The organism is Rhodococcus sp. IEGM1339 (assembly GCF_050321925.1).
Lineage (GTDB): Bacteria > Actinomycetota > Actinomycetes > Mycobacteriales > Mycobacteriaceae > Rhodococcus > Rhodococcus pyridinivorans.
The window spans coordinates 235,788-248,236 of record NZ_JBNQFT010000001.1 but is presented as its reverse complement, the minus strand read 5'-3'; the positions used below and the strand labels follow the sequence as shown (position 1 = coordinate 248,236).

The window sequence follows — 12,449 nt, the reverse complement described above, 5'->3', positions numbered from 1 at the left end:
AGGAGACGATGGCGCCCGAACCCGCCGTTCCGAAGGTCCGGCTCATCGCCACGACGGAGTTCCACGTCCCCGACGACGTCGACTGGGACACCGACGCCGAGGGCGGCGAAGCGCTCGTCGAGTTCGCCGGTCGCGCCTGCTACCAGAGCTGGTCCAAGCCCAACCCCCGCACCGCGACGAACGGCGGATATCTCCGTCACCTGCTCACCGTGGGGCACCTGTCCGTTCTCGAACACGCGACGGCGACCTTCTACATCACCGGCATCTCCCGTTCGTGCACGCACGAGCTGATCCGGCACCGGCACTTCTCGTTCTCGCAGCTGTCGCAGCGTTTCGTCGCCGACGGTGAGGTGCCCGTGGTGGTTCCGCCCGCGATTGCGGGCGATGCCGAACTCGAGGAGTTGTTCTTCGCGGCCGCGGAGCGCAGCCGCGAGGCGTATGTGGCGCTGTTGGCGGCGCTCGACGAGAAGCTCTCGCATCTTCCCGCCGGTCCGTTGCGCGCCAAGCAGGTCCGGGAGGCCGCCCGGGCGGTGCTCCCCAACGCCACGGAGACCCGCATCGTCGTCACCGGAAACTACCGATCGTGGCGTCACTTCGTCGCCATGCGCGCGACCGAACATGCCGACGTCGAGATCCGGCGTCTCGCCGTCGAATGTGTGCGTCAGCTCGCGGATGCCGCACCGAACGCGTTCTCGGACTTCGCGATCACGAAGCTGGCCGACGGCAGCGAGATCGCAGCTCCCACGCTTGCGACCGACCTCTGATCGACCGCTACACCGATCTGTGATCCGTCTTCGGGGGGCAGGCATGTGTCGAGCCGGCCCTGCCACGCGGTAGCCTTCTGACCATGACCAACGGTGATTCCGCAACTGCTGTCGAGCTTCCGTTCGGCACCGTCGCCACAGCGATGGTGACCCCGTTCACTGCCGATGGCAAGCTCGACGTGGATGCGGGCGTGAGTCTGGCGAACTACCTCGTCGACGGTGGCTGTGACGCACTGGTTCTCGCCGGTACGACCGGCGAATCGCCCACGACGACCGAGAACGAGAAGATGGAGCTGATGCGGGCCGTGCTCGCATCCGTCGGCGACCGCGCCAAGATCATCGCCGGGGCCGGCAGCAACGACACCGCCCACAGCGTCGAGCTCGCCCGCGACGCCGCGCGAGCCGGTGCACACGGCCTGCTCGTGGTGACCCCGTACTACTCGCGGCCCCCGCAGGCCGGCCTCTACGCCCACTTCGTCGCGGTGGCCGACGCGACCGATCTGCCGGTCATGCTCTACGACATCCCACCTCGATCCGTCGTGCCGATCGAGACCGACACACTGCGTCTGCTCGCCGAGCACCCCCGGATCGTCGCGGTGAAGGACGCCAAGGGCGATCTGAACGCGGGCGCCGAGCTGATCGGTACCACCGACCTGAAGTTCTACTCGGGCGACGACCCCCTGAACCTGCCGTGGCTGTCCGTCGGCGCCGTCGGATTCGTCAGCGTCATCGGCCATCTCGTGCCCGGTCGCCTGCGCGAACTGCACACCGCTTTCGAAGCCGGCGATCTCGAACTCGCCCGCCGCATCAATCTGTCGATGGTGCCCATCTATCGCGCCGTCGCTCGGCTGGGCGGCGTGAGCGCCTCGAAGGCCGGCCTGCGGCTGCTCGGCATCGACGTCGGAGAGCCTCGTCTGCCGCAGGTCGCCCCGGTGACCGCGCAGATCGACGCTCTCGCGGCGGATCTCCAGGCTGCGGGGGTGCTGTGATGAGCCGCCCCGCACGCGGCCGGGGCCGCGCCACCCGCAACGCCGGTCCGCCCGCCCGCGTTCCGCGGCGTGTCGCGCAGAACTCGGCGAACCCCCAGCGTCCGGACGCCCGCATCGTCGATCCCACCGAGCGATTGGGTCTGCCGCCGAAGGCTCCTCGCGACGGTCTGCGGGTCGTCGCGCTCGGCGGTATCGGCGAGATCGGCCGCAACATGACGGTCTTCGAGCACCAGGGCCGGCTGCTCGTCGTCGACTGCGGGGTGCTCTTTCCCGAGGACCAGCAGCCGGGCGTCGACCTGATCCTGCCCGACTTCCGGTACATCGAGGACCGGATGGACGACGTCGAGGCGATCGTCCTCACCCACGGCCACGAGGACCACATCGGTGCCGTGCCGTTCCTGCTGCGCCTGCGCCCCGACATCCAGGTCGTCGGGTCCAAGTTCACCCTGGCGCTCGTCGCGGCGAAGTGCCGCGAACACCGCCAGCGTCCCAACCTCGTCGAGGTCGTCGAGGGGCAGACCACCTCGCACGGTCCGTTCGAGTGCGAGTACTTCGCGGTCAACCACTCCATCCCGGACGCGATCGCCGTCGCGATCCGCACCGCTGCGGGCATCGTGCTGCACACCGGCGACATCAAGCTCGACCAGCTGCCGCTCGACAACCGTCTCACCGACCTCGCGGGCTTCTCCCGCCTCGGCGACGAGGGTGTCGACCTGTTCCTCGTCGACTCGACGAACGCCGAGGTCCCCGGCTTCGTCACACCGGAGCGCGAGATCGGCGGAGTGCTCGACACCGTCATCGGCAAGGCCGCCAACCGGGTGATCGTCGCGTCCTTCGCGAGCCACGTGCACCGCATCCAGCAGATCGTCGACGTCGCCGAGCGCTACAACCGGCGTGTGGCGTTCGTCGGCCGGTCGATGGTCCGCAACATGCAGATCGCGCAGGATCTGGGCTACCTGAACGTGCCCGACGGCCTCGAGGTCGACATCGACACCGCCGCGAGCCTGCCCGACGACCGGGTCGTGCTGGTCTCCACCGGTTCGCAGGGCGAACCGCTCTCGGCGCTGTCCCGGATGGCGCGCGGCGAGCACCGGCAGATCAACATCCGGGCCGACGACCTCGTCGTCCTCGCGTCGTCGCTGATCCCTGGCAACGAGAACTCCGTGTTCGCGGTCGTCAACGGCCTGGCCAAGCGCGGCGCGAAGGTCGTCACCCAGCAGAACGCGAAGGTGCACGTCTCCGGTCACGCGTCGGCCGGCGAGCTGCTGTATCTCTACAACGCGGTGCGACCCACCAACGCGATGCCCGTCCACGGCGAGTGGCGCCACCTGCGGGCGAACGCCGCACTGGCCGAGGCCACGGGTGTTCCCCGCGAGCGGATCGTGCTCGCGGAGGACGGTGTGGTCGTCGACATGGTCGACGGACTCGCGGAAATCGTCGGGCGCGTCCCGGTCGGTCACGTCTACGTCGACGGCCTGTCGGTAGGCGACGTGGGCGAGTCCACGCTGTCCGATCGTCTCGTCCTCGGCGAGGGTGGTTTCATCTCCATCTCAGTCGCGGTCGACGCCGCGACCGGCCGTGCGGTGAGCACCCCGGAGGTCTCCGGTCGCGGTTTCTCCGACGACCCGGACGCACTCGACGAGGCGGCGCAGCTCGTCGACAAGGCGCTCAACGAACTCGCTGCCGAAGGGGTCACGGAGACCCATCGCATCGCCCAGGGCATCCGCCGGGTCGTCGGCCGCTGGGTCGCCGAGACCTATCGTCGTCGCCCGATGATCGTGCCCACGGTGATCCCGGTCTCCTGATTGCGGTCCGCGCGGGCCCGCCGAACACGCGGGCTCGCGCGATGGGCGAGGGCAGGGGTGATCGCTAGAGTGGCGGAATGAGCCTCGCCCGAAGCGAACGACATGCCCTCGTCCGCACCATGTCCGAGGTCGGACCCGACGCGCCGACGCTCTGCGGCGACTGGACGGTCCGGGATCTCGCCGCGCACCTGCTCGTCCGCGAGCGCCGCGTGGACGCGATGCCCGGCATCGTCGTCCCGGCACTGGCCGATCACACGGAGAAGGTGCGACGCTCCGCCACCGACCGACAGTGGGCACACGTGCTCGCCGACGTCGATTCCGGCCCGCCGAAGTGGTCGCCGATGTTCCTGTTCGACGCCGTCGCCAACGCGGCGGAGATGTTCGTGCACCATGAGGACGTGCGCCGCGCGCAGCCCGGATGGGAGCCGCGGACGCTGTCGGCGGACGATCAGGACCAGCTTTGGCGCATCGCGCGGATGATCGGACGCAACAGCTACGGCGGATGCGACGTCACGGTGATCTTCGAGAGGTCCGGTTCCGGCGAGCGGGTCGCCCTGCGCAAGCGCGGTCCGCGCACCGTCGTGCTGCGCGGCGAACCGTCCGAACTCGTGCTGCACGCCTTCGGCCGCGACCAGGTGCGGCTCGAGATCGAGGGCGACGAGTCGGCGGTCTCCGAACTGGCGGGATCGAAACGCGGCCTGTGAGCGCTCGCCCGGACGGCGTGTGACCAGTGCCGCCGACCGGTACCCGTGTTGCTGATGGTTCATGAGAGGTCCGTGCGGCTACCCTGGCGGATATGGCAGGAAAGTCGTCGGGCAGCCGCGGAACGTCGTCTACGACCTCTCGGTCGCGGACGGGGGCGCGGGGCTCGGGCGGCAACACCTCCCGTGCTCGCAGCGCGGGTGCCTCCACCTCGAAGACCAGATCGACCGCGAAGACGAAGGCGTCCGGATCGACCCGGTCCACCCCTGCGCGCAAGCCGCGCGCCGCGGCCTCGACCGCGAACCGTCGCAGCGGCGGCACCGCACGTCGCGCTCCGGCCGCGAGTCGACGCCCCGCGCCCGCTCGTCCCCGGCGCAGTTCCGGGGGGATCCTCACCGCCGTGGGCCGCACCGTCGGCGCCGGCTGGATGATGACGGCCCGCGCTGTCGGAGCCACGACCCGCACGATGGGTCGCGCCACCGAGATCGAGTCCGGACACCGTCGCGACGGCATCGCGCTCGGATTGATCTCCATCGGTGTGATCATCGCCGGCACGGTGTGGTTCGGCGTCGGCGGCCCGGTGGGGGAGTGGGTCGAGACGGCCGTCCGCGCCATAACCGGTGGTGCGAGCGCGGTCCTTCCGCTTGTCGCGGTCGGCATCGCGGTGACGCTCATGCGCACCGAACCGCATCCCGAGATCCGTCCCCGGCTCGTCGTCGGCGGACTGCTCGTCGGTCTCCCCGCACTGGGCCTGTGGCACGTCGCCTCCGGTTCACCCACCGACGCGGAGGGCCGCTCGGAAGGGGCCGGTTTCGTCGGTGCCGCCGTGGGCGGCCCGCTCACTTCCGGGCTCACCGTCTGGCTGTCCGTGCCGCTGATGCTCCTCGCGGCGGGCTTCGGGATCCTGCTGCTCACCGGCACCACGGTGCGGGAGCTGCCCGAACTGTTCCGCGACTACTTCGGCCTCGGCTACCGCGCCGACGACGAGTACGGCGACTACGACGACGATTACGGCTACGACGAGCCGCCGATGTTCGACGCCGACGGCTACCCGATCGACGAGCCGCCCGCCCCCAAGCGGTCCCGCCGCCGGCGTACCCCGGTGGAGAACTACCCGCCTGACGAGTTCGACGGCGACGCGAAGACCGAGGTGCTCCCGCTGTGGGACGACCGCGCATCCGAACCCGAGGCGCCCGCCTCACCGCCGGCCACACTGGAGGTGCCCTCGGTAGCCGAGACCCCGGCCGCAGCGCCGGCCCCGGCTCCCGCCCGCAAGAAGCCGAAGGCCGCCCCGGTACCCGAGGTCGTCGACCAGACCTCCGAGCCGGAACCTGCCGAGACGTTCGTCCGCGACCGCGAGGTCGAAGGCGACTACACGCTTCCCTCGCTGGAGTTGCTCACCAAGGGCGACCCGCCGAAGACGCGGTCGGCTGCGAACGACCAGATGATCGAGGCGATCACCGAGGTCCTCGAACAGTTCAAGATCGACGCCGCGGTCACCGGCTTCACCCGTGGCCCGACCGTCACCCGCTACGAGGTCGAACTCGGCCCCGGCGTCAAAGTCGAGAAGATCACCGCGCTCGCCCGCAACATCGCGTATGCGGTTGCGACCGACAACGTCCGGTTGCTCGCACCGATCCCGGGCAAGTCCGCCGTCGGCATCGAAGTCCCCAACACCGACCGCGAACTCGTGCGGCTGTCGGACGTGCTCGCAGCACCGTCGACCCGCCGCGACCATCACCCCCTCGTCATCGGTCTCGGCAAGGACATCGAGGGCGACTTCGTCTCCGCCAACCTCGCGAAGATGCCGCACCTGCTGGTCGCCGGTTCGACCGGTTCCGGTAAGTCGAGCTTCGTCAACTCGATGCTCGTGTCGCTGCTCATCCGCGCGACGCCCGACGAGGTGCGGATGATCCTCATCGACCCCAAGATGGTCGAGCTCACGCCCTACGAGGGCATCCCGCACCTGATCACGCCGATCATCACGCAGCCGAAGAAGGCCGCGGCGGCACTGGCCTGGCTCGTCGAGGAGATGGAGCAGCGCTACCAGGACATGCAGGCCAACCGCGTGCGCCACATCGACGACTTCAACACGAAGGTGAAGTTGGGGGAGATCACCGCACCGCTCGGTAGCGAGCGCGTGTACCGGCCGTATCCGTACATCCTCGCCATCGTCGACGAGCTCGCCGACCTGATGATGACGGCCCCACGCGACGTCGAGGACGCGATCGTCCGCATCACCCAGAAGGCCCGCGCCGCGGGCATCCACCTCGTGCTCGCCACCCAGCGACCCTCGGTGGACGTCGTCACGGGTCTCATCAAGACGAACGTGCCCTCGCGACTCGCGTTCGCGACGAGTTCGCTCACCGACTCGCGTGTCATCCTCGACCAGCCCGGTGCCGAGAAGCTCATCGGTATGGGCGACGGACTGTTCCTGCCGATGGGTGCGGGCAAGCCGATCCGCCTGCAGGGTGCGTTCATCACCGACGAGGAGATTGCAGGGGTCGTCGACTTCGCCAAGAACCAGGCCGAACCCGAGTACAACGAGGGCGTCACCGCCCCGAAGGCCGGCGACAAGAAGGACGTCGACCCCGACATCGGCGACGACCTCGACGTCTTCCTGCAGGCCGTCGAACTCGTCGTCACGAGCCAGTTCGGTTCGACGTCGATGCTGCAGCGCAAGCTCCGCGTCGGCTTCGCCAAGGCCGGTCGCCTGATGGACCTGATGGAGACCCGAGGCGTGGTCGGGCCGAGCGAGGGCAGCAAGGCCCGCGAGGTGCTGGTCAAACCCGAGGAACTCGACGGCCTGCTGTACTCGATCCGTGGCGGCGGGGATCCGGTGGAAGTGCCTGCCGCAGAGCAGTGAGACATGCCCGTTCGACCGGCCGTCCCTGTTGCCTTCCGGCGGTAAGTGACGATGTGTGGCACAATCGTGGGAGCTGTGGAGGGGAGTATCCCCAGATCCGCGGCGGTCTCGTCAACACGTTCGGCACCGATGCCGTCCCGGGGCCGTCGGTCCGGCGATAGTCCGGGCGGGAGAGACCTCCGGCAGGTACGCATACCTACCGGAAGGCCTATGTGCCCATGCACGTAAACCTGACTACCTGGTTGATCACGATCGCCGTCATCATCGGGTTGTTCATCTTCGACTTCTTCGCCCACGTCCGCAAGCCGCACGCGCCCACACTGCGCGAATCCGGTTTCTGGTCGGCCGTCTTCGTCGCCATCGCGATCCTCTTCGGCGTGATCGTCTTCGCGGTCTGGGGACCGACCTACGGCGGTGAGTACTTCGCCGGCTACATCACCGAGAAGGCGCTGTCGGTCGACAACCTCTTCGTGTTCGTCATCATCATGGCCACCTTCGCGGTGCCCCGTGAGTACCAGCAGAAGGTCCTCACCATCGGCATCGTGCTGGCGCTGGTCATGCGCGGAGCCTTCATCGCGGTCGGTGCCGCGGCGATCAACGCCTACAGTTGGGTGTTCTACCTGTTCGGCTTCTTCCTCATCTACACGGCGGTCAAGCTCATCCGCGACCACGGTGAGGACCCGCAGGCCATCTCGGAGAACCGGATGGTCAAGCTGGCCCGGAAGTTCCTGCCGGTGCACGACGAGTACGACGGCGACCGCCTCGTCACCCGCATCGACGGCAAGAAGTTCGTCACGCCGATGCTGCTCGCGCTCGTCGCGATCGGCTTCACCGACATCCTCTTCGCGCTCGACTCGATCCCCGCGATCTACGGTCTGACCAACGAGCCGTACCTGGTGTTCACTGCGAACGCCTTCGCGCTGATGGGCCTGCGCCAGCTGTTCTTCCTCATCGGCGGTCTGCTCGAGCGGTTGGTCTACCTGTCCTACGGACTGTCGATCATCCTCGCGTTCATCGGCGTGAAGCTGGTGCTCCACGCCCTGCATGAGAACACGCTCGGCTGGATCAACGGCGGCGAGCACGTCGCCGTCCCGGAGATCTCCACCGGCGTGTCCCTGATCGTGATCGTCGGAGTGCTGGCCGTGACGACGGTGGCCAGCCTGCTCGAGACGCGCGGTGAGAAGGAATCCGTCAGGAGTTGAACACGCCCATCACCGGGTTCCACCCGGTGATGCGCACGGCATCGACGAGGTCGCGCTGCGCGAACGGGTCCTGGGCCATCAGTTCGCGCGCCGCGGCCTCGTCGGCCACGTCGACGAGGATGAGCGCACCCGAACCGTCGGTCCACGGGCCGGTCGCCCGCACGATGCCCTGTTCGACGAGATCGCCGAGCCATGCTCGGTGCTTCGGGCGGTGCTCGTCGCGCGCCGAGGCGGTCGCATCCGAATAGGTGTACTCGACGGCGAACAGGGCCATGCGGGCCTCGCTTTCGTGGGTCTCGATCAGAGGGTGAGGAGCATCCGGGTGTTCCCGAGCGTGTTCGGTTTCACGTAGCTCAGGTCCAGGAACTCCGCGACGCCCGTATCGTACGACCGGCACATCTCCGCATAGACCTCGGCCGTCACCGGAGTCCCCTGGATCTCCGTGAAACCGTGCCGCGCAAAGAACTCCACCTCGAAGGTGAGCACGAACAGTCGTTCCAGCTCGAGCTCGCGGGCGACCTCGATGAGGCGCTCGACGATCAGGTGACCTGCGCCGTGGCCCTTGACGGACGGGTCGACGGCCACGGTGCGCACCTCGCCGAGATCCGACCACAGCACGTGCAGGGCCCCGCACCCGACGACCCGACCCCCGAGTTCGGCCACCCAGAACTCCTGGACGGCCTCGTACAGGGTCACCAGATTCTTCTCGAGCAAAATCCTGCCCGCATAGATGTCGATGAGCCGCTTGATCTCGGGCACGTCGGAGGTTCGGGCGCGCCGTACGACCATTCGATCGTTCGAGTCGTGGTTCGTCGGCGGTGTCGTCATGCGGTGAACAGTAGCGCGTGCGGCTACCGATATTGTGGGGCACATGAGCACGCCCCGCCAGCATGTCACCGCGTCGGGCGGGAGCGGCGCCGCACCGGGACCGCACGCCGGGAGCCCGCACGATCCGGTGCCGTTGTGGAACATCGCCAACATCTTGACGGTGGGTCGGATCGCGTTGGTACCGGTCTTCCTGGTGCTGCTCTTCGTCGGCGACGGGCACGACATCGGGTGGAGGCTCGCGGCGACCGGAGTCTTCGCGATCGCCGCCATCACCGACCGGATCGACGGTCAACTTGCGCGAAAGCACGGTCTCGTCACCGATTTCGGCAAACTCGCCGATCCTATCGCCGACAAGGCCCTCATCGGTGCCGCGCTGGTCGGGCTGTCGATGCTCGGTGACCTGTCGTGGTGGGTCACCGGGATCATCGCTGCTCGGGAGCTGGGGATCACCGCCCTGCGGTTCGCCGTGCTCCGGCACGCCGTGATCCCGGCGAGTCGCGGTGGCAAGCTCAAGACGCTGGTGCAGACGCTCGCCATCGGTGTCTACCTGCTGCCGCTGCCCGAATCGGTGGCGCCGGTGGCGATCGGCCTGATGATCCTGGCGGTCGCCCTGACGGTGGTGACGGGACTCGACTACGTGGTCCAGGCGATCCGGCTGCGTACCGGGGTGCGCCGGAGCGAGAGCGAGACCGCCCGTGCGGAGGACGTCCCGAGGGTGAACGTCCTGGGGGTGGACGTCGCGGGGGTGGACGTCGCGGGGGTGGACGTCGCGGGGGAGGGCGCCGCGGGGGAGGGCGCCGCTGCCCAGGACACGCCGGGCGACGGCCGCACGGTGGGCGAGGACGCCCGGTAACCACGGGGCGGGACATGCGGGATCCGGCTCGGTGCGGTCGACACCGCTGTGTCGGGACTACGCTGTGTCGGGACTACTCGGGCGTCTGCAACCGCCGTCGGCGTTGTAATGTCTGGACACCGCGGTATCGAGGTCCGATCGATCTGCGGGAACCTCGCAGCGTCGTCGTGCGTTGACGAGGTGTCGGCACGACGGACGAAGGAGGATGGGATGGCGCTGTTGTTGCGTGAGGCACTCGGTGACAGCCTTCGGCGCACCCGTGTTTCGCAGAGCCGCACCCTGCGCGAAGTCTCCAGCAGCGCCCGGGTCAGCCTCGGCTATCTCTCGGAGATCGAGCGCGGCAGGAAGGAGGCCTCGAGCGAACTGCTCGCGGCCATCTGCGATGCACTGGAGGTCCCGCTGTCCGACGTGCTGTTCGATGTGAGCGGTCTGCTGGCGGACGGCCTCGACCGTCGCACGGACATGGAGACCACCGCAGCCGACACGGCACCGGCCGAGCGGTCCGACGACGGCGCCACCGCCGAGCCCGGGTTGCTCGCGCAGGAGCCGCGCATGGTGATCCCTGCACCCGCCGCACAGGCGCTGGCAGCCGCCTAACATGGATCACGAACCGTGCCGGTCTCGCCGGATACGGTCGTAAGCGACATCGAGCCGGGGCGTGGTGCGTGCACGGACCCGGCCGGGGCAGGTGGGTCGTCGGGGGTAGCAGCGGACCGGCGATCTTCGAACCGGGGCGCGAGGGCCGCGTACCGGGTCGCGTTCGGCGCGGCGTACCAGATGGAGGCAGGATCACACCCATGGCTAATCCTTTCGTCAAGGGCTGGAAGTACCTGATGGCGCTTTTCAACTCGAAGATCGATGAGAAGGCCGATCCGAAGGTCCAGATTCAGCAGGCGATCGAGGACGCGCAGCGTCAGCATCAGGCACTCTCGCAGCAGGCGGCCTCCGTTATCGGTAACCAGCGTCAGCTCGAGATGAAGCTCAACCGTCAGCTGGACGAGGTGGAGAAGCTCAACGCGAGTGCCCGCCAGGCCGTCATGATGGCCGACCAGGCCACGGCGGCGGGCGACACCGAGAAGGCGATCCAGTACACGAACGCGGCCGAGGCCTTCGCGGCACAGCTCGTCACCGCCGAGCAGTCCGTCGAGGACCTCAAGGTGCTGCACGACCAGTCGCTCCAGGCCGCCGCGCAGGCCAAGAAGGCCGTCGAGCAGAACGCCATGGCGCTGCAGCAGAAGGTCGCAGAGCGCACGAAGCTGCTCAGCCAGCTCGAGCAGGCCAAGATGCAGGAGCGCGTGAGCGAGTCGCTGCGTTCGATGGATTCGACCCTCGCAGCTCCGGGCACCACTCCGAGCCTCGATGCCGTCCGCGAGAAGATCGAGCGTCGCTACGCCAACGCTCTCGGTTCGGCCGAGCTCGCCCAGAACTCGGTGCAGGGCCGCATGCTCGAGGTTCAGCAGGCCACCGTCCAGATGGCCGGTCACAGCCGACTCGAGCAGATCCGGGCGTCGATGAAGGGCGAGGCGCTTCCGGGCACCCCCGCCAACCCTGCCGTCGACACGCGCAAAGAGCCCCCGAACGCTGCCGGTACCACCGGCCGCTGATCCGCACGCCTCGGAACTGATCCGCCGTGAACGTCTCCGGAGACGACCGGACCGGGAACATCCCCGGTTCGGTCGTCTCTGCGTTCCGCGATGCCACCGGCAACGCGATGGAGGCCGCGCGCCGCTGGCGCGATCCCGCCGCCCGCTTGCGGCGTAAGAAGCGTCGCGCGCGTCGGCGTGCCAGTTTCTTCGGTGCCGGCTCGGGCACCACGGCGATCGGCACCGCGACCCTGGCCGTCGCGTCGGCTCCCGAATGGACGCTCGTCGCGGCCGGGGGAGCGACGGCGGCTCTCGCAGTGCCTGCCGTCCTCGCCGTCCGTACCTTCCGTCGCCTCGATGCGGTGCCGCTGCCCCCACCGCCGCCGCGCCGCCGGTCGCTGCCACCGGCCGGTTCGGTCGCCCGCGCCCCGATGGAACGCCTCGCGGCGAACGAGGAGAGCCTGCGGCGCCTGCTCGGTGTGCTCGTGCGGTCGAACTCCGTGGCTCCCGACGACCTCACCGAGATCGACGACGCGGCCCGCGCAGCCGCATCCGCACTCGATGCCGTCGTCGAGGACGTCGTTGCCCTCGAATCCGCCGCGCAGGGCAGTGCGGCCGCCAAGACCCATCTGTCCGCGGCCATCGTCGACGCGGGCGAGCGTCTCGGGACGGGTGTCGACCAGTTCGAGGAACTCGTCGCCGCCGCAGCACGCCTCGCCGCGACCGCCGAGGGTAACCGGTCGCTGGCGATGCTCGACCAGCGACGCGCCGAACTGATCGCCACGTCCGACAAACTCGAGAGCTGGGCGCAGTCCTGGCGCGAGTTGGGGCAGATCGAGCAGCGTTACCACCCCTGA

General features: G+C 68.8%; 11 protein-coding genes and 1 pseudogene. 10 read left to right on the top strand and 2 right to left on the bottom strand.

Annotated elements, in window-relative coordinates; all coding sequences use genetic code 11:
• The first annotated feature begins 8 nt into the window (after positions 1-8).
• The 6 genes from thyX to ACQR3U_RS01175 all read left to right on the top strand — a co-directional run bounded on the left by thyX (position 9) and on the right by ACQR3U_RS01175 (position 8,328).
• Entirely contained in the window at positions 9-764 is a 756-nt protein-coding gene (thyX, locus tag ACQR3U_RS01200) for an FAD-dependent thymidylate synthase (protein ID WP_024100675.1), read from the top strand.
• 83 nt (positions 765-847) lie between these two features.
• The gene (dapA, locus tag ACQR3U_RS01195; RefSeq protein WP_006551247.1) at positions 848-1,753 is read left to right on the top strand and encodes a 4-hydroxy-tetrahydrodipicolinate synthase; all 906 of its coding nucleotides are present in this window, start codon (positions 848-850) and stop codon (positions 1,751-1,753) included.
• Positions 1,753-3,558, top strand: coding sequence for a ribonuclease J (locus ACQR3U_RS01190; protein WP_230809504.1), 1,806 nt, complete (start codon positions 1,753-1,755; stop codon positions 3,556-3,558). Before dapA ends, ACQR3U_RS01190 begins: the two co-directional genes overlap by 1 nt.
• 77 nt (positions 3,559-3,635) lie before the next feature.
• Complete coding sequence (locus ACQR3U_RS01185; protein WP_033096529.1) at positions 3,636-4,262, top strand: TIGR03085 family metal-binding protein; 627 nt, start codon at positions 3,636-3,638, stop codon at positions 4,260-4,262.
• Positions 4,263-4,354: 92 nt separating this feature from the next.
• The gene (locus ACQR3U_RS01180) at positions 4,355-7,126 is read left to right on the top strand and encodes a DNA translocase FtsK (protein WP_230809503.1); all 2,772 of its coding nucleotides are present in this window, start codon (positions 4,355-4,357) and stop codon (positions 7,124-7,126) included.
• 218 nt (positions 7,127-7,344) lie between these two features.
• Positions 7,345-8,328 (top strand): TerC family protein, encoded by a 984-nt coding sequence (locus tag ACQR3U_RS01175; protein ID WP_230809502.1) that lies wholly within the window; start codon positions 7,345-7,347, stop codon positions 8,326-8,328.
• Here the strand turns inward: ACQR3U_RS01175 and ACQR3U_RS01170 are convergent.
• Positions 8,318-8,602: a YciI family protein gene (locus ACQR3U_RS01170; RefSeq protein ID WP_033096530.1), complete on the bottom strand. Its 285-nt coding sequence runs from the start codon at positions 8,600-8,602 to the stop codon at positions 8,318-8,320. The genes ACQR3U_RS01175 and ACQR3U_RS01170 overlap by 11 nt on opposite strands.
• A 26-nt stretch (positions 8,603-8,628) precedes the next feature.
• Complete coding sequence (locus ACQR3U_RS01165; RefSeq protein WP_228045020.1) at positions 8,629-9,156, bottom strand: amino-acid N-acetyltransferase; 528 nt, start codon at positions 9,154-9,156, stop codon at positions 8,629-8,631.
• 43 nt (positions 9,157-9,199) lie between these two features.
• On the opposite strand from ACQR3U_RS01165, the pseudogene pgsA reads away from it, so the two are divergent.
• The 4 genes and pseudogenes from pgsA to pspM all read left to right on the top strand — a co-directional run.
• Positions 9,200-9,850 (top strand): annotated as a pseudogene (pgsA, locus tag ACQR3U_RS01160) (CDP-diacylglycerol--glycerol-3-phosphate 3-phosphatidyltransferase); the annotation flags it as partial.
• 369 nt (positions 9,851-10,219) lie between these two features.
• Positions 10,220-10,606, top strand: a complete 387-nt coding sequence (locus tag ACQR3U_RS01155; protein ID WP_006551282.1) for a helix-turn-helix domain-containing protein — start codon at positions 10,220-10,222, stop codon at positions 10,604-10,606.
• Positions 10,607-10,806: 200 nt separating this feature from the next.
• Positions 10,807-11,613, top strand: a complete 807-nt coding sequence (pspA, locus tag ACQR3U_RS01150) for a phage shock protein PspA (protein ID WP_006551283.1) — start codon at positions 10,807-10,809, stop codon at positions 11,611-11,613.
• Positions 11,614-11,639: 26 nt separating this feature from the next.
• The gene (pspM, locus tag ACQR3U_RS01145) at positions 11,640-12,449 is read left to right on the top strand and encodes a phage shock envelope stress response protein PspM (RefSeq protein ID WP_006551284.1); all 810 of its coding nucleotides are present in this window, start codon (positions 11,640-11,642) and stop codon (positions 12,447-12,449) included.